The sequence below is a fragment of the Streptomyces sp. NPDC033131 genome (assembly GCF_055578365.1).
Genome location: NZ_JBVIPA010000002.1, coordinates 334,681 through 351,089, shown reverse-complemented (window position 1 = coordinate 351,089; position 16,409 = coordinate 334,681). Strand labels below are relative to the sequence as shown.

At 72.0% G+C, this 16,409-nt stretch carries 16 protein-coding genes and 1 pseudogene; 7 read left to right on the top strand and 10 right to left on the bottom strand.

Translation table 11 applies throughout. The features are described 5' to 3' along the window. Nucleotides 1–11: 11 nt before the first annotated feature. The 4 genes and pseudogenes from mgt to ACZ5XS_RS04925 all read right to left on the bottom strand — a co-directional run bounded on the left by mgt (nucleotide 12) and on the right by ACZ5XS_RS04925 (nucleotide 4,035). Nucleotides 12–1,290, bottom strand: a pseudogene (gene mgt / locus ACZ5XS_RS04940) (macrolide-inactivating glycosyltransferase). Beyond that, the gene (locus ACZ5XS_RS04935) at nucleotides 1,290–1,862 is read right to left on the bottom strand and encodes a hypothetical protein (protein ID WP_468647825.1); all 573 of its coding nucleotides are present in this window, start codon (nucleotides 1,860–1,862) and stop codon (nucleotides 1,290–1,292) included. The pseudogene mgt and the gene ACZ5XS_RS04935 overlap by 1 nt, the downstream one beginning before the upstream one ends. After that, the gene (locus ACZ5XS_RS04930; protein ID WP_468647952.1) at nucleotides 1,859–3,292 is read right to left on the bottom strand and encodes a sensor histidine kinase; all 1,434 of its coding nucleotides are present in this window, start codon (nucleotides 3,290–3,292) and stop codon (nucleotides 1,859–1,861) included. The genes ACZ5XS_RS04935 and ACZ5XS_RS04930 overlap by 4 nt, the downstream gene beginning before the upstream one ends. Nucleotides 3,293–3,330: 38 nt before the next feature. Continuing rightward, complete coding sequence (locus ACZ5XS_RS04925) at nucleotides 3,331–4,035, bottom strand: response regulator transcription factor (RefSeq protein WP_468647823.1); 705 nt, start codon at nucleotides 4,033–4,035, stop codon at nucleotides 3,331–3,333. Nucleotides 4,036–4,175: 140 nt separating this feature from the next. Between ACZ5XS_RS04925 and ACZ5XS_RS04920 the strand changes: the two genes are divergently transcribed. Beyond that, a complete protein-coding gene (locus ACZ5XS_RS04920) occupies nucleotides 4,176–5,042 on the top strand; it encodes a DUF3152 domain-containing protein (RefSeq protein ID WP_468647821.1) in 867 nt (288 codons plus the stop codon). A gap of 8 nt (nucleotides 5,043–5,050) precedes the next feature. Here ACZ5XS_RS04920 and ACZ5XS_RS04915 read toward each other — a convergent pair whose 3' ends face one another. Genes ACZ5XS_RS04915 through ACZ5XS_RS04905 form a run of 3 tightly spaced genes read right to left on the bottom strand, consistent with a single transcriptional unit; the run spans nucleotide 5,051 to nucleotide 8,096 of the window. Next, the gene (locus ACZ5XS_RS04915; RefSeq protein WP_468647819.1) at nucleotides 5,051–6,331 is read right to left on the bottom strand and encodes an ABC transporter substrate-binding protein; all 1,281 of its coding nucleotides are present in this window, start codon (nucleotides 6,329–6,331) and stop codon (nucleotides 5,051–5,053) included. Continuing rightward, the gene (locus ACZ5XS_RS04910; RefSeq protein ID WP_468647817.1) at nucleotides 6,331–7,164 is read right to left on the bottom strand and encodes a carbohydrate ABC transporter permease; all 834 of its coding nucleotides are present in this window, start codon (nucleotides 7,162–7,164) and stop codon (nucleotides 6,331–6,333) included. Before ACZ5XS_RS04910 ends, ACZ5XS_RS04915 begins: the two co-directional genes overlap by 1 nt. Further along, nucleotides 7,161–8,096, bottom strand: coding sequence for a carbohydrate ABC transporter permease (locus ACZ5XS_RS04905; protein WP_468647815.1), 936 nt, complete (start codon nucleotides 8,094–8,096; stop codon nucleotides 7,161–7,163). The genes ACZ5XS_RS04910 and ACZ5XS_RS04905 overlap by 4 nt, the downstream gene beginning before the upstream one ends. 211 nt (nucleotides 8,097–8,307) lie before the next feature. On the opposite strand from ACZ5XS_RS04905, the gene ACZ5XS_RS04900 reads away from it, so the two are divergent. From ACZ5XS_RS04900 to ACZ5XS_RS04885, 4 genes are all read left to right on the top strand, one after another. After that, complete coding sequence (locus tag ACZ5XS_RS04900; RefSeq protein ID WP_468647813.1) at nucleotides 8,308–9,171, top strand: phosphotransferase enzyme family protein; 864 nt, start codon at nucleotides 8,308–8,310, stop codon at nucleotides 9,169–9,171. Nucleotides 9,172–9,312: 141 nt separating this feature from the next. Continuing rightward, on the top strand, nucleotides 9,313–9,960 hold the full coding sequence (locus ACZ5XS_RS04895; protein WP_468647811.1) for an RNA polymerase sigma factor: 648 nt from the start codon (nucleotides 9,313–9,315) through the stop codon (nucleotides 9,958–9,960). Beyond that, complete coding sequence (locus ACZ5XS_RS04890) at nucleotides 9,957–10,517, top strand: hypothetical protein (protein WP_468647809.1); 561 nt, start codon at nucleotides 9,957–9,959, stop codon at nucleotides 10,515–10,517. Before ACZ5XS_RS04895 ends, ACZ5XS_RS04890 begins: the two co-directional genes overlap by 4 nt. 4 nt (nucleotides 10,518–10,521) lie before the next feature. Next, entirely contained in the window at nucleotides 10,522–11,793 is a 1,272-nt protein-coding gene (locus ACZ5XS_RS04885) for an acyltransferase family protein (protein WP_468647807.1), read from the top strand. A 37-nt stretch (nucleotides 11,794–11,830) separates the two neighbouring features. On the opposite strand, the gene ACZ5XS_RS04880 is transcribed toward ACZ5XS_RS04885, so the two are convergent. Next, nucleotides 11,831–12,739: a LysR family transcriptional regulator gene (locus ACZ5XS_RS04880; RefSeq protein WP_468647805.1), complete on the bottom strand. Its 909-nt coding sequence runs from the start codon at nucleotides 12,737–12,739 to the stop codon at nucleotides 11,831–11,833. 94 nt (nucleotides 12,740–12,833) lie between these two features. Here ACZ5XS_RS04880 and ACZ5XS_RS04875 point away from each other — a divergent pair, with 94 nt between their 5' ends. Beyond that, entirely contained in the window at nucleotides 12,834–13,814 is a 981-nt protein-coding gene (locus tag ACZ5XS_RS04875) for a DMT family transporter (protein WP_468647803.1), read from the top strand. Continuing rightward, nucleotides 13,784–14,278, top strand: coding sequence for a YbaK/EbsC family protein (locus ACZ5XS_RS04870; RefSeq protein WP_468647801.1), 495 nt, complete (start codon nucleotides 13,784–13,786; stop codon nucleotides 14,276–14,278). The genes ACZ5XS_RS04875 and ACZ5XS_RS04870 overlap by 31 nt, the downstream gene beginning before the upstream one ends. Nucleotides 14,279–14,300: 22 nt before the next feature. Here ACZ5XS_RS04870 and ACZ5XS_RS04865 read toward each other — a convergent pair whose 3' ends face one another. Together ACZ5XS_RS04865 and ACZ5XS_RS04860 are read right to left on the bottom strand one after the other, a co-directional pair. Further along, the gene (locus ACZ5XS_RS04865) at nucleotides 14,301–15,023 is read right to left on the bottom strand and encodes an exonuclease domain-containing protein (RefSeq protein ID WP_468647799.1); all 723 of its coding nucleotides are present in this window, start codon (nucleotides 15,021–15,023) and stop codon (nucleotides 14,301–14,303) included. Between the two features lie 111 nt (nucleotides 15,024–15,134). Further along, nucleotides 15,135–16,376 carry an SAV2148 family HEPN domain-containing protein gene (locus tag ACZ5XS_RS04860; RefSeq protein WP_217236810.1) on the bottom strand — a complete coding sequence of 414 codons (1,242 nt, stop codon included), beginning with the start codon at nucleotides 16,374–16,376 and terminating at the stop codon, nucleotides 15,135–15,137. Nucleotides 16,377–16,409: the final 33 nt, after the last annotated feature.

Here is a 16,409-nt window from a genome sequence, read left to right as displayed (position 1 = left end):
TGTCCTGCGTTCTACGCCTGCCGTGCGGGCAGTTCGGCCTCGATCAGATCGGCCGCCCGGTGCGTGCCGCCCTCCCTCGCCATCTCCGCCTGGACGTCCTTCAGCCGACGGGCGACCTCGGGGTCGTCGACGAGCGCGAGGGCGGCCTCCCGCAGCGCCTCGGCGGTCGCCTCCTCGGTGTCGAGGCGGCGGGCCACCCCGAGGGCCTGGAGCATGTCCGCGTTGCCGAACTGGTCCACGGCCTGCGGTACGGCGATCATCGGCGTGGCCGTGGCCAGGCCCTCCTGGCTGCCGCCCGCGCCGGCGTGCGTGACGAACAGGTCGGCCTGCCGGAGGATCGCCAACTGCGGTACCCAGGAGCGCACTTCGACGTTCTCGGGGACGTCACCCAGCTCGGCCGCGGTCACGTGCTTGCCGACCTGCAGCACCAGGTGCCAGCCGGGCAGCTCGCCGAAGGCCTTGACGCACTCCCGGTAGAAGCCCGGCCGCTTGGTGAAGGAGGACCCGAGGGAGACCAGGACGACCTTCTCGGCGCCGGCCGGCCGCTGCCAGTCGCCCTGGGCCGTGCGGTCGCCCTGGCAGGCGCCGACGAAGGTGTGGACGGTCTCGTCGACCCGGTCGGCGTTCGGCTGGAGCGCCTTGGGGATCAGCACGAGGGAGCGGTCGGGGCGGCCCACGAAGTCATCGGGGTGCCGGGTGATGCCGTTCTCCTCCAGCCAGGCGTGGAAGCGGGCGTAGTAGGCCTGCCCGCGCTCGGTCTTCTTCGGCTCCGCCCACATCGGCTCGGCGACCTCCTCCTCGTAGCCCTCCCAGGCGACGAGGTTCGGCGACAGGGAGACCGCGGGGACGCCCCAGCGGTGGGCGAGGACGCGGGCCGGGTAGGAGGTGATGTCGTGGAGCACGAGGTCCGGCACGTCGGCCGGCTTCGTCTCGTACGCCTCGATCAGCTGCGGCAGCGCCTGGATCGCGTCGGCCAGGAACGGCTCCACGTTGTCCAGGAGGGTGGTGCCCCAGGCTTCGGGGTCGTCGTCGGGCCCGGGCAGGGTCGAGTGCCAGGGCTTCACCTCGGCGCCGGTCTCGGCGACCTTCTCGGCGAACAGGGGCGGGATCGCGTAGGTGACCCGGTGTCCGCGCGCCACGAGTTCGCGGATCACTTCGAGGCTCGGGTTCACGTGGCCGTGGGCGGCGATGGAGAACATGGCGATGTGTGCGGGGCGACTGGTCATGTCGCCGACCGTACGCGAGACGAGACGTCTCGTGCAAAGCGTTTTCCCGAGATGCCGCCGCGATCAGCCGTCGGAACAGGTCCCGCCGGTCCCCTTGGCGGGCCGGCCGTCCGGGCCCGTGACGGTCACCGGCAACGGTTCGGCCCGTGGGTCGGCGACGCGCTGCGCCCCGAGGGCCGTACACACCAGCTGGTCCACCGCGAGGCCGGTCAACTCCCCCAGGTCCGGCGACAGTTCGATCGACACCCGGTCGCCCTGCGCCACCACCTCGACCAGGTCCGCCGCGACAGCCTCCCGTGGCGCCTCCACGGCGCCGTCGGTGGCCGGGGGCGCCGGAACGGCCGTCGGCAAGAGCCCAGGCAGCGGCAGCAGCGTGGTCAGACGCTTGGCGCGTTCCAAGCCGGTCGGGCCCTGGAACAGCACCTCCATCGCCGACTCGACGTCCACCGGCGCGACCGTCCTGCGGGGGATCGCGACCAGGGTGCCGTCCGCCACGAAGTAGACCCGGATCGTCGGCACCACCCCACTGGCCGGCCCGCCCGCCTCCACCACGCCGGTCGCGGGGATGCCACAGGAGGCGAGCGCGCACAGCGCGGGAACGGCCAGGAGCACGGCTCGGCGCACCACGGTCCTCACTGCCCGCTCCCCGGGGTCGACTCGTCCCGTCGCAGGGGGAGTTCCACCGTGAAGACCGCGCCGCCCTCAAGGCGGTTCGCCGCCCGGACGGTGCCGCCGTGCATGCGGACGTTCTCCGCCGTGATGGCGAGGCCCAGACCGCTGCCCTCGGTCCGGGTGCGGGCGGCGTCCGACTTGTAGAAGCGCTCGAAGACGTGGGGCAGCACGCTGTCGGGGATGCCGGGGCCGCTGTCCAGCACCTCGATGACCGCGAACCGCTCCCCGTCTTCGTACAGGCGCAGCCGGACGGGCCGGGCACCGTGCCGCAGCGCGTTGCCGACCAGGTTGGCGACGACGACGTCGAGGCGGCGCGGATCGACCCGCCCGCGCAGCGCGTCGGGCGGAGGCAGGCGGACGTCCACCAGGTCCGTCCAGCCGCGGGCGGCCAGCGTGCGCCGCAGGGACTCGGCGAGGTCGATCTCGTCCAGGTGCAGCACCGCCGCGCCCGCGTCAAAACGGGAGATCTCCATCAGGTCGTCCACGAGACGGGCCAGTTTCACGGTCTCCTCGCTGATCAGCCGGACCGCGGTGGCGGTGTCGGGGTCGAGGTGGGCGGCGTCCTCGTCGAGGACGTCGGTGACCGCCGACATGGCGGCCAGCGGGGTGCGCAGTTCGTGCGAGACGTCCGCGGCGAACCGGCGGGCCCGGGCCTCCATGCCGCGCAGTTCGGCCACCGACTCCTCCAGGGCGGCGGCCGTTTCGTTGAACGTGTGCGACAGGTCGGCCAGTTCGTCGGATCCGTCGACGGCGAGCCGGGTGTCCAGCCGCCCCTCGGCGATGCTGCGGGTGGCTCGGCGCAGCGCGCGCACCGGCCGCAGCACCCCGCGGGCGGCGAGCAGCGCGAGCAGCACGGCGAGGCCGAGGGCGGGCACGGTGGCTCGCTGGACGGCGGTGACCAGGGCGTCGACGTACGCCTGTTCCGTGGTCTGCGGCACGGTCAGGAAGACCTGGACGCCGGACGCGGGCCGGGTCTCGACCGGAGTGGAGCCGGTGAAGGTGACCGACATGCCGACGACCAGGGAGGTGTGGTCGCCGCTGTCCACCCGCTGGAAGACGGTGGCCGTGCTGGAGTCCACGGCTGCGCGCAGGGTGGGCGTCAGCTCCTCGAACGGATCGTCCGCGGCGGAGGTGACGCTCAGTCCGCCGTAGGCGACCAGGACCCGCCAGGCGGGTTCGCCGTCGGCCACGGCGGCCGCGAACCGCCGCAGTTCGGCCTCGCCCGGCGGGAACGACAGGTCGGGAGCGAGCCGGTCGACCTGGGTCCGCAGCAGCTTGATCACGGTGTCCTGGCTCTGCTGGAGCACCCCCGTGCGCGCCTCCCGGAACGTCAGGCCACCGGTGGTCGCGGCGGTGAGCGCGGCGACGAGCGCGAACGCCACCACCAACCGCATCCGCAGACCGCGCAGTTGGGGGACCCTGACGCGGTCCTTCAGCACGCGTCCCACCGGGACGCGAACCGGTAGCCGAAGCCGCGCACGGTCTGGATGTAGCGGGGCTCGCGTGAGGGTTCGCCCAGCTTGGAGCGCAGCCGTTTGACGCAGGCGTCCACCAGGCGCGCGTCGCCGTGGTAGCTGTGTTCCCAGACCGCTTCCAGGAGTTGCTGGCGGCTGAACACCTGGCCGGGCGAGGCGGACAGGGTCAGCAGCAACCGCAGTTCGGACGGGGCGAGCGGGACCGGCGCGCCCTGCCAGGCGACCGAGAGGCCGGCCCGGTCGACGGCCAGGTCCCCGTACGTGTCGATCTTCGGGATGCCGCCGTCGGCGGACGCCCCTGCCGCCCGGCGCAGGACGGCACGGATACGCGCCGCCAACACCCGCGCCTGGACGGGCTTGACCACGTAGTCGTCGGCTCCGGCCTCCAGTCCTACGACGATGTCCTCGTCGTCGCCCCGCGCGGTGGCCATGATGATCGGCAGCGTCTGGTCGAGGGCACGCATCCCCCGGCACACGTCCAGGCCGGGCATGCCGGGCAGCATCAGGTCCAGCACCACGACGTCCGGCCGGAAGGACCGCAGCCGCTCCAGTCCTTCCTCGCCCGACTCGGCGGCGGCGACCTCGTGTTGCTGGCGGCGCAGGGCGAGCGCGACGCCCTCCCGCACGGCCCGGTCGTCTTCGATCAGCAGAACGCGTGGCATGCGCTCAGTATCCGCACGTCCTCCACACGTCCGGGACACTGTTACCGGATGATCACATGAGGCCCCGACGGGAACCTCGTTATTGTTTCGTTACCGTTCGGGCCAGATCCGATCACATGGCGGTCACAGCCTGAACGACCATGACCGTTCACCGAGCAACCCCGTCCAGCAACCGCCGTCGTAGGAGCGGCCCCGCGCACGCCCTCACGGGCGGGCGGAAGGGATCGCTGTGGGGAGGACTGGCCGCGCTGGCCGTCCTCGGGGCCACCGGTTTCGCGGCCGTGGGGTGGACGTCCGCGGACCGGGGCGACTCCGGCGCACGCACCGAGCCCACCGAGCGCGCCGCGTCCAGCCCCGCACCGCCCCGTCCTTCCGGCAGCCCGTCCGTGAGTGCGTCCGTCAGCCCGTCCCGCTCCTCCGCCGGCCCCTCCGAGCCGGTCGTCCCGGCCACCGGACCGGGCACCTTCACAACCGCGCCCGGCGGCAGCGCCAAGGTGGGGAAGGGACCGGTCCTGCGCTACCGGGTCGACGTCGAGGACGGCCTGAAGCTGTCCGCCGCGGCGGTCGCCGAGCAGGTCGAGCGCATCCTTTCCGACCGGCGCGGCTGGACGGCGGACGGCCACTCGGCGTTCCAGCGGGTGTCGGACGGCAGCACCGACTTCGTCGTGCGCGTCGCGACGCCCGGGACCGTGGACAAGATCTGCGGGCAGTACGGGCTGGACACCGGCGGCGAGGTCAACTGCAACGTGGCCCAGAGCGTCATGGTCAACCTCAGGCGCTGGGAGCTGGCCACGCCCGTCTACGCCGAGGACGTGACGTCCTACCGGGCGCTGATCATCAATCACGAGGTCGGCCACTTCCTCGGACACGGCCACGTCGGCTGCCCCGGCCCCGGCAGGCCGGCCCCCGCGATGATGCAGCAGATCAAGGGCATGAACGGCTGCGTGCCCAACGTCTGGCCGTACGACGAGGACGGGCAGTACGTCACCGGCCCCGCCACTCCCTGAAAGCGGTCTCAGCGCTGGTACCGGGCCAGTACCAGGTTGCCGTCCTCCTCGAGGCGTTCGCGCAGTTCACCCAGGCCGATCGCGCCGCTGTAGTACTCCTGGAAGGCGGGCGTGGCGACCTTGTCCTTCCATTCCGGATAGCCGCGCACGGACTGCGCGGGTGCCGGGCGCAGGTGCGCGGCGAGGGCGGTGCCGGTGGCCCAGCCGTCCTTGGCGGTGTGCAGGGCGGGGTCCTTCAGGGCCTGGGTGCCGGTGGGCAGCATCCAGTCGCCCAGGGCGAGCCGGACCATGCTCTCGGGCCGGAGCAGGAAGTCGAGGAACGCGACCGCCTCCTTCTTGTGCGGGCTGTCCTCGGCGACGGACAGGGTCTGCGGGCTGACGCCCTGGGTGAGCCCGTCGGCGCCTGCCGGGGCGGGCAGCACCTGCCACCGGAAGCCCTTGGGTGCCTGCTGGGCGATCTGCTGACGGTAGGAGAAGCCGAGCGGGACCATCGCGTACCTGCCGCCGAAGAAGCCGGGCAGGGTGTCCGAGCCGCCGCTGCCCAGGGTGGTGGGCGAGGCGCTGCGGTCGGTGTTCGCCTGGTCGTGGATGGTGCGCGGCACGGTCTGGTCCGCCGTCTCGAACCGGATCGCCACCTTGCCGTCCGTGCCCCGGTGGAAGAGCTGTCCGCCCGCCGACAGGGAGAGGTTGAGGGTCGCGGAGACAGGCTCCTTGAGGGGCCAGGCCACGCCGTACTTCCCGTCGCCGCTGAGCTGTTCGGTGATCTGCCGGAACTCCGCCCAGCTCCACGGCTGTTCGGGGGTGGGGATGCGGACGCCGGACTCCTTCAGCCACGTCGCGTTGGCGATGAGCACGCGCGGCTCCTGGAGGAAGGGCACGCCGTAGATGCCGTCGCCGAACGTCGCCGTGCCCCAACTGCGCCGGGGGATGTCCGACTTGAGACGCTCGGGCAGCAGGTCGGTCAGGTCGGCGAGATAGCCGCCGTACGCGAAGTCCGCGAGGTCGTCGGAGGCGTCGTGGATGATGTCCGGTGCCTCACCGCCCTCGAAGGAGGTGAGGAGCTGGTCGTGGACGCTGTCCCAACTTCCCTGAACGTACTCGACCTTGACGTCCGGATGGGTCGCGTTCCACTCCCTCACCAGTTCCTGGTTGGCCTCGATCGACTCCTGCTGCCAGGCCAGGGACTGGAAGCGGAGGGTGACCGGGCCGTCCGAGGACGTGCTGCCGCCGCCGGTGCAGCCTGCCAGCAGCAGGGCCGCGGCCAGGACGCCTGCGAGTTTGCCGCGCATCAGCTCTTCACCGCCCCGGCGAGCATGCCGCCCGTGATCCGCCGCTGGATGATCGCGAAGACGACCAGTGAGGGAAGGGTGGCGAGGAAGGCGGCGGCGGCCAGCGGGCCGAGGTCGGCGACGCCCTCCGCGCCGATGAAGTGGGTGAGGACGACCGGCAGGGTCTGTTTCTCGGGCGTCTTCAGCAGTACGAGCGCGAAGAAGAACTCGTTCCACGCGGTGATGAACGCGAACAGTCCCGTCGCCACGATCCCGGGCGCGAGCAACGGCGCCGTCACCGACACCAGCGTCCGTACCCGCCCGGCCCCGTCGACCGCGGCCGCCTCCTCCAGCTCGGCGGGCACGGCACGGACGTATCCGACGAGCATCCACAGCGCGAACGGCAGCGCCCACACGACGTACACCATCACCAGCCCCGTCAGGGAGTTGATCATCCGGAGGTTCTTCAGCACCAGGAACAGCGGGATGATCACCAGCACGAGCGGGAACGCCTGGCTGACCACCACCCATCCGGTGGCGGCCTTCGCGAGCCGGCTGCGGTGCCGGGCCATGACGTATGCCAGGGGGGTCGCGATCAGTACGGCGATGAGCGCGGCGCCGGCCGCGGCGAGCAGGGAGTTGCCCGCGGCGCGCAGCAGCGGCTGCTCGTCGAAGGCCTGCCGGAAGTTGCCGAGGGTGGGATCCTCGGGGATCCAGGAGGGGTGCAGACTGCCCAGCTCGCGCGGCGACTTGAAGGCCGTGGACAGGAGCCAGAGGAAAGGGAAGGCGAGGAAGACGAGATAGGCGAACAGCGCGGCGTACTGGCCCACGCGGCCGCCGGTGCTGGTCCTCATACGTCGTCGCCTCCCCTGAGCCGGCCCACCAGGAACAGGGCGAGCAGCACCGAGATCACGGCGACCATCACGCAGCCCATCGCCGCCGCGTAGCCGAACTGGCCGTAGCGGAAGGCCTCTTCGTAGGCGAAGAGCATGGGCAGACGGGTGCGGCCGCCGGGGCCGCCGCTGGTCAGGACGTACACCAAGGCGAAGGAGTTGAAGTTCCAGATGAAGTTGAGCGCGGTGATCGCGAGCGCGACCGGCCTCAGGGCCGGCCAGGTGACCGTCCGGAAGCGGCGCCAGGCGCCGGCGCCGTCCATCGCCGCCGCTTCGTGGAGTTCGCGCGGGGTGTTCTGCAGGCCGGCCAGCAGGGCGACCGTCGTCTGCGGCATGCCGGCCCAGACGCCGACGACGATCACCGCGGGCAGGGCGGTCCCGAGACCGCTGAGCCAGTCGCGGCCGTCGCCGAGGCCGAGGTCTCGCAGGGTCTCGTTGAGGACGCCCGCGTCCGGGCTGTAGACGAGCCGCCACATCACGCCGACCACGACCTCCGGCATGGCCCACGGGATGATCGCGAGGGCCCGGGCCAGCCAGCGCAGCCTCAGCTCCTGGTTGAGGAGGAGGGCGAGGCCGAGGGCGAGCAGGAACTGCGGGACCGTCACCCCGACCGCCCAGACCAGGCCGATCCGGAACGACTCCCAGAACAGCGTGTCGTGCAGCAGGTCCCGGAAGTTGAGACCGCCGATCCACTGCGTGGGCCGGGTGCGGCCCGACTGGGCGTCGGTGAAGGCCAGCAGGATGCCGTAGAGCAGGGGGCCGACGCTCAGTACCAGGATCGGGATCAGCGCGGGCAGCACCAGGAACCAGGCCCCGTGGTCCGGCGGCCGCCGGCCCCCGTCGGCGCGTGGCTCCCCCGGCGCCGACCGCTTCGTCGCGGTCACCAAGGTCACGTGATCGGCTCCTTCGCGCGGCTCACGACGGGAATCTGTCGGACAGGCCCTGGACCCGGTGGGCCTCCGTCATGGTCGTGAAGGCGGTATGCACCGTCAAGGCAGCGCGCACACGGTCCTACCTGTACGAATGCGAGACTGGCCGGGGATGGCCGGATCGCGACGCCGGGTGCGGGAGCATGCGGCGGAAGACGGACAGGGAGGCGGACGGATGGACGAGGCACGGGCGCGGGAGGTGCTGGCCGCGGCGGGGGTGCTGCCCGGCCCGGCGCGGCAGGCGCGACTGCTCGCCCTGGGCGAGAACGCGGTGTTCGCCGCCGGTGACCTGGTCGTCAAGGTGGGCCGCGACGCCGAACTCCTCGACCGTGCCCGCCGCGAACTCGACATCGCGGCGTGGCTGGAGGAGGCGGGCCTGCCCGCGGTCCGGGCCGCCGAGCCCAAGGCGCTCCTGGTCGAGGGACACCCGGTGACCGTGTGGCACCGGCTGCCCGACCCCGTACGGCCCGCCGAACCCCGGGATTTGGCCGAATTGCTCCGATCCGTCCACGCCCTGCCCTCCCCCGGCTTCACCCTGCCGCCCCGCGAGCTGCTGGGCGGCGTGGAACGCTGGCTGCGCCTGGCGGGCGACGCGATCGACCCGGCCGACGCGGCGTACTTGCGCGAGCGGCAGGACGGTTTCGCCACGGCGGCGGCCGCGCTGACACCCCACCTCCCGCCGGGGCCCATCCACGGCGACGCACTCCCCCGCAACGTCCATGTCGGGCCGGACGGGCCGGTCCTGGTGGACCTGGAGACCTTCTCCGGGGATCTCCGGGAGCACGATCTGGTCGTGATGGCGCTGTCCCACGACCGCTACGGCCTGCCGACCGAGGCATACGACTCGTTCACCGAGGCGTACGGCTGGAACGTGCGGGAGTGGTCGGGGTGTTCGGTGCTGCGGGGTGCTCGGGAGACGGCGAGCTGTGCGTGGGTGGCCCAGCATGCGCCGAGCAATCCCAAGGCGCGGGAGGAGTTCGAGCGGCGGGTGACTTCGCTGCGGGGCGGGGACGAGAGGGTGCGGTGGTATCCCTTCTGAACTGAGCGCCACGGATCTGAACTGAGCGCCACGGACCGATGGTCGGGGTCCCCGGGCTCCTGGGCTCCTTCTGTAACGCTTTTCGCGTCCCGTCCCAAGAACAGGTGAAGGCAAGGAGCCGCCGACGAGAAGGGGACATCTGTGGATGACGCCGAACGGTTACGGGGTGGGCCCGCCGCGGCGGTACGTGACCCGCGGCTCTTCGAGGAGTTCTACCGGCGCCATGTGGACGCGGTGATGCGCTTCGTGGCCCGGCGCGTGGACGATCCGCACACGGCGGCCGACCTGACGGCCGAGATCTTCCTCGCCGTCCTCGACTCGGCCCACTCCTACCGGCCGCGCCTCGGCAGCGAGACCGCCTGGCTGTACGGCATAGCACGCAACGTCGTCTCGTCGGAGCGCCGCCGGGTGGCGAGAGAGACCGAACGCGATCTGCGCATCTCCGGGCGGCGGTTGCTGGAGCCCGACGACATCGCCCGTATCGAGGACAAGCTCGACGCGGAGAGCCCCGGGCGGCACGTCCTGGCAGCGCTCGCGCGGCTTCCCGAGGGCGAGCGGGCCGTCATGGAACTGATCGCGGTGGACCAGCTGACGGTCACCGAGGCCGCGGCCGCGCTGGGTATCCGCCAGGTCACGGCCCGGGTCCGGCTGCACCGGGCCCGCAAGGCGCTGCGGGAGGAGACGGACTCCGGGACCGCGGAGCCGAACTCCGCGGCCGTACAGGCGGGTTCTCCGGGAGCGGAGGCGCCGGACACATCGCTGCTGTACGTCGCGAGGGGGGAAGCATGAGCACGCGGACGACGTTCGAGGACCGGCTGCTGGACGAGCTGAAGAAGGAGATCGGGCAGCGCGAGCCGAAGGCCCCTGTGCGCCCCCTGTTCGCCCCGCGCCGGATCGCTGTCGTCGCGGCGACCTGTGCGGCGGCCTGGCTCGCCACGGTGACCGTGCCCGGGTCGCCGGCCGACTCCAGGGCATTCGCGGTGGAGCCCCGCGGCGACGGCAGCGTCATGCTCACCGTCAAGGACCAGAGCATCAGTCCCGACGCCCAACGCGCGCTCGCGGGGAAAGTGCGCCAGTGGGGTATCCACGTGACCGTCGACGTACTCCCACCCGGCTACATCTGCGTACGCAGCAAGGTCACCCCTCTCGTGGGGATCGACAAGCAGGGCAACCGTGTTCCCATCGTCCCCTTCAAGGCCGGCTGGGACGTCGCGCTGCGTCCGGGCAACGTGCTGGCCTTCGAGAACACCCGGGGTGTCTCCCGCCCGCGCGCGGTCGAGATCTACAGGACCAGGGCCGAGGCCGAGCCCTGCGTCCCGATGAAGATCGTCCTGCCGGACGACTAGTCACATGGAGCCCTTACCCTTCGTTTCCGCTGCCCCGAAGTCACCCCTCTCCGCAATCGCGCGATTACGTCTCGCTGTCACGACGGCCGGTCCGTCGCGACTGGGATGGCTGGACGCCCTGCGCGGCCTCGCGGCGCTCGTCGTGGTCTTCGACCACTCGTCGTACACCTTTATGGCGGACTTTCGGCGGGAGGTGATGCCGCAGTTCAACACCAGCCGCTACGGCATCATGGTGTTCTTCCTGGTGAGCGGCTACATCATCCCCGCGTCGCTGGAACGCCGGGGCTGCGTCCGGACGTTCTGGATCGGACGGATCTTCCGGGTCCACCCGCTGTGGGCGGCTGTCATCGCGGTGCTGCTCGCCCTCCATCTCCTGGGCGTCGCGGAGCTGCGGGACTTCGGTGGGCAGAGCGCCGCCACGGTGGCCGTCGCGCACGCCACCATGCTCCAGGAGCTCCTCGGCACACCCAATCTCCTGCTCGTCCTGTGGACGCTCTCGTACGAGATGGCCTTCTATCTGCTGGTCGTGGCCCTTTTCACGGTCCGGCTGCACCAGCGGTCCGCGGCGACGGCCGCCGTCCTGGCCGTGCTCGCCGCCGTGAGTGCGGCGGCCGGGGTCGTGCGGCCGGCCTCCGCCCTGTCGGGCATGGTCGGCACCGGTCCGCTGATCACGTTCGCCTCGATCGCCATGGTGGTCGCCATCTGCTGCGCGAGCGCCGGATCGCGGGTGCTCCGGGTGTGCGGGGGTGTGTCGGGCGGGCTGCTCGGACTCGTCCTGGTCGCGTTCAACGGCACGGTCCCGCTGTGGGAGGGCCTGGTGATCCTCGCCGTGATGTTCCTCGGCACCGTGGTCCACCGCGCCGAGAACGGTCGGATCACCTGGCGGTACGCGGCAGGCACCGCCGTCGTGGTGGTCGCCTGTGCCGTGGGGAGTGCGTACCGCTACGGCGACGGTGACCACTTCACACAGCGCGGCTGGATCGCGGCATTCCTGCTGGCCGTACTCACCTTCGGCGCCGGACTGGCGTGCCGCCGCCGACGCGTTCCGCGTCTGCTGACCGGGCTGGGAACGATCAGCTACTCGGTCTATCTGGTCCATCCGGTACTGCTGGCGGTGATCGACAGCACGGCCGGGCGACGGCGGCAGGACAGTCTCGTGCTCGAAGTGGCGTTCTTCGTCGTGCTGTTACCCCTGTGCGTGGTGACTCATCGGTACGTCGAAGTGCCGGGCCGGAGGTGGGGGCGCTGGTTGGCGGGGCGGGTGCGGCCACCGTGACCGTCCCGGGAAACCGCCCCGTGTCCCCCGCGCCCCTTCACGCGGTCTCCTGTTCCTGGATCGTTCGTGCTGCCCGGCGCAGTTCCGTCAGGACCGCGCGGACCGCCTTTCTGGCCGTGCGCTCGGGGCGGCACAGGGCGTCGATATGGCGGCGGGCCTGCACGCCGCTGAGCGGCCGCAGGACCAGGGCCGGGTGTCGGCGGGAGGTCCAGCGGGGCATCAGGGCCAGGCCTCCGCCCGCGGCCACCGCCTCCGCCGCCACCGAGAACTCGTTGATGGTGTGGGCCAGGTGGAGCCGCCGCCCCGCCGCCGCGGCGATCGCCTCGATGGTCGCCCTGACCGGGAAGCCCTCGTGCACGGCGATCCACGGTTCGTCGGCCACGTCACCCGGGGTGACGCGCCGCTTGGCGGCGAGCGGATGGCCCGCGGGCATGGCCACGTCCAGCGGCTCGCGCAGCAACGTCGTCGCGGTCACCGCGCGCGGCCACGGCGGGGCGTGGTCCAGGCGGTGGGCCAGCACGATGTCGTACTCGCGGGTCAGCCGCGGGAAGTCGTCCTGCGCGACGTCCTCGTCGGCGAGCGCGAGCACCGGATGACCGGGGCCGGCGAATGCGCGCAGCAGCAGTGGGAAGAAGGCCGCAGCCGCGCTGTGGAAGGCGGCCACCGACACCTCGCCGTCCGGCCGCCCCACGAACTCCTCGACCGTGTGCCGGGCGCGCGCGAGTGCCGTCTCCACCTCGATCGCCGCGCCCGCCAGCGCCTGCCCGGCGTCCGTGAGCACCAGCCGCCGCCCTTCACGCTCGGTCAGCGGTACGGGGATCGAGCGCTGCAACAGCCGCAACTGCTGGGAGATCGCCGACGGTGTCACCAGCAGCGCCTCGGCGACCGCGGTGACACTGCCCAGCTCGCCGAGCTCCCGCAGGATCCGCAACTGCCGTTCGTCCACCCCCTCAGTGTAGAAGTACCGTGTAGGACTGCTAAAAGATCCTTTTAGAAAGTGGTTCTGGGCTTCAGTGGCCTCGCCGGTGCACCGTGGGCAGGTGTCCGACGCCCGCCGTACCGATGCGGTACTCCTCCTGGTCGCGCTCGTCTGGGGTTCCAGTTATCTGTCCGCCCAGACCGCCACCGCCGCCCTCCCCGTCCTGCTGGTCCTCTTCGTGCGCTACGCCCTGTCCGCACTCGCCTGTCTCGGGCTCGTCGCCTCCCGCGCCGGGTCACGGCACCGCTCCCGCCGCTGGACCCGCGACGAGCTCCGGGTCGGTGTGCCCCTCGGGGTCACCCAGGCCGCGGTCCTGGTCGTGGAGACGTACGGCGTCGCCCACACCACCGCCGCCAACGCGGGGCTGATCATCAGCCTGACCATCGTCCTCACCCCCTTCCTCGACCGCACCGGCCACCCGGGCGGCCTGCCTCCCGCCTTCTACGCCGCCGCCGGCGTGTGCGTCCTGGCCGTCGGGCTCCTGATGTCCGGCAACGGCTTCCACGCGCCCCGCCTCGGCGACCTGCTGATGCTGGCCGCGGCGTTCGTCCGGGCGGCGCACGTGGCACTCGTCGGCCGGCTCACCGCGGGCCGCGCGATACGTCCCCTGCACCTGACCACGGTGCAGACCCTCGTCGGCTCGGCCCTGTTCCTGGCACCGGCCGCCCGCGAGCTGCCGACCCTGGCCCGCACCGACGCCGCGACCTGGACGCAGCTGGTCTATCTCGCCCTGTTCTGCAGTGTGTTCGCCTTCCTCGCCCAGACCTGGGCGGTCCAGCGCACCTCCGCAAGCCGGGCGAGTTTGCTGCTGGGCACCGAGCCGATCTGGGCCGCCGCGGTGGGCATCGCCCTCGCGGGGGAGCACTTCACGCCGGTGACCGGCCTCGGCGCGGCCCTGATGGTCGCCGGCACCTACTGGGGGCAGGCGGTGGAACGCCACCACCGGACGGCGACGGCACCGAAGGCCTCCGCGCCCGCGGCCACCTCCTCCCCGACCGCAAAGGAACCCCCATGCCCGGCCACGACACTTACGAGCACCTGATCTCCCTGCTCGACACCTCCTGCGTCGACTACCGCCTCATCGACCACGAGCCGGAGGGCACCACCGACAAGGTCTGTGCGCTGCGCGGACACCCCGCCTCCGAGGCCGCGAAGTGCATCGTGCTGCGGGTCAAGGTGGACCGGCGCACCACCCGCCACGTCCTCGCGGTCGTCCCCGGGGACCGGCGGGTGGACCTGGGTGCCGTCCGCGCGTTGTTCGACGCCCGGTACGTCGGCTTCAGCGACGCGGAGACAGCCGAGCGGCTCGCCCGCACGGTGCCCGGCACGGTCCTGCCCTTCAGCTTCGATCCCGAGCTCGAAGTCCTCGCCGACCCGGACGTGGTGGCACAGCCGAAGCTGTACTTCAACGCGGCCCGGCTGGACCGGTCCCTGGTCATCTCGGGTGGCGACTACGCGCGGCTCGCCCGCCCCCGGGTCGAGCCCATCGCGAGCCCTGCCGCCTGAGGCCGCGGTGTGACGCCCGGTGTCAGACCGGCTCGTCCGCGAGTTCCCGCAGCGGCCAGGTGCCGTCCACCACCGCGTCCGTCTCGCCCTTGCGGCGCAGGAAGCTCTGGAAGTCCGCCGCCCACTCGGCGTACCACTCGATCTGGCGGCGGTGCAGTTCCGCCGGGCCGAGGGTCGCGACCTTGGGGTGGCGGCCGGCTATCGCGCAAGCCAGCCGGGCCGCGGCGAGGGCGTCGGCCGAGGCGTCGTGGGCGGCGTCGAGCCGGACGCCGTACTCCGTGCAGACCGCTTCGAGGTTGCGTTTGCCGCGGCGGTAGCGGTCGGCCCAGCGGTCGATGGTGTACGGGTCGACGACCGGGGCCGGATCGACGCCTCCGAGGCGGTCCCGCAGGGACGGCAGGCCGTGCCTGCGCAGTTCCGCGGAGAGCAGGGTCAGATCGAAGGCCGCGTTGTAGGCGACGACCGGTACGCCCGTCTTCCAGTACGCCACGAGGACGTCGGCGACCGCGTCCGCGACCTGGTCGGCCGGGCGGCCCTCGGCACTGGCGCGCTCATTGCTGATGCCGTGCACGGCCACCGCGTCCGCCGGGATCTCCACGCCCGGATCCGCCAGCCACTCCCGGCGCCCGAGGGGCTGCCCGTCCCTGACCTCGATCACGGCCGCCGTGACGATGCGCGCCTCGCGCGGATCGGTTCCCGTGGTCTCCAGGTCGAAGCCGATCAGCAGCTCCCGGTGCCAGCCCATGGGTGGTCCCCCCTTCTTGGTGGTGCTTTCCCCCAGTGGTCTCCACGATCCCATGGGCCACTGACAATCCGAGGACCGCATTCCGCTTACGGGCTTGCGCGGGGGGACAGTTCAGGACACCGGCCGTGAATCCGCCCAGGCCACCTCGAACTCCTCACGATAGGTCGGGAAGAGACCGGCCTCGTCGGCTTCGCCCGACCTGACCAGCTTGCTCCCGCCGCGCAGGACCAGCACCGGCGCCTCCATGCCCCGCGAGCGCCGCAGATAGGACTGCACCACGGCGATGCCGTCCGCGCCGTCACCGTCGACGAGGTACGCCGTGAAGCGGGGCGTCTCGTCGTAGACCTGGATCTCGAACGCCCCGGGGTCGCGCAGTTTGGAGCGCACCCGACGCATGTGCAGGATGTTCATCTCGACCGCGCGGCTCATCTCGCCCCGCTTGATGCCGAGTTCACGCTCGCGCCGCTTGACCGCGCTGGAGGCCGGGTTGAGGAACAGCAGCCGTACCCGGCAGCCGGACTCGGCCAGGCGCACCAGGCGGCGGCCGGAGAAGTTCTGCACGAGCAGGTTGAGGCCGATGCCGACGGCGTCGAGCCGGCGGGCGCTGCCGAAGATGTCCTCGGCGGGGAACTGGCGCATCAGCCGCACCCGGTCGGAGTGCACGGCGACCACGTCCCCGTACCGGTCGCCGACGAGGTCCTCGACCGCGTCGACGGGGAGCCGGCGTGCGGAGGGCACGTCGCCGGCCGTTCCGAGTATCTCCAGGAGACGGGCGGAGGCCCGCTCGGCCTGGCCCAGGACGGCCTCGGACAGGGCTCTGTTGCGTGAGACGACGTTCCGGGTGACCTCGAGCTCGTCCAGGGCGAGTTCGACGTCCCGTCGCTCGTCGAAGTACGGCTCGAAGCACGGCCAGTGCTGCACCATCAGCTCCCGCAACTGCGGGAGGGTGAGGAAGCTGAGGACGTTGTCGTCGGCCGGGTCGAGCAGGTAGCCCTTGCGGCGGCTGACTTCGCGTACGGCGACCGCGCGCTGCACCCACTCCTGGCCGGCGGGTCCGGCGGCGGCGACCACCCACTCGTCGCCGTGGACGGGTTCGTAGATGGGGCGCAGCACGGCGGCCACGACGGCCCGCAGCCGTTGTTCGACGAGGTTCAGCCAGATGTAGGCCCGACCGGCACGCTGGGCGCGGGTACGGACCTCGCGCCAGGCGTCGGCGTCCCAGTCCAGCTCCGGCCCGATGGTGGCACCCGCGTCCATCGGCCGTGCCAGGGACACCGTGCCGGGCGGGGCGTCTGCGGAGTTCCCCTCGTGACCCTCGTCACCAGGGGGCAACTCCAGCCCTCCCGAGCCCACCCGCGCACCGCCTTCCGCTCCCCCGAGCACTCC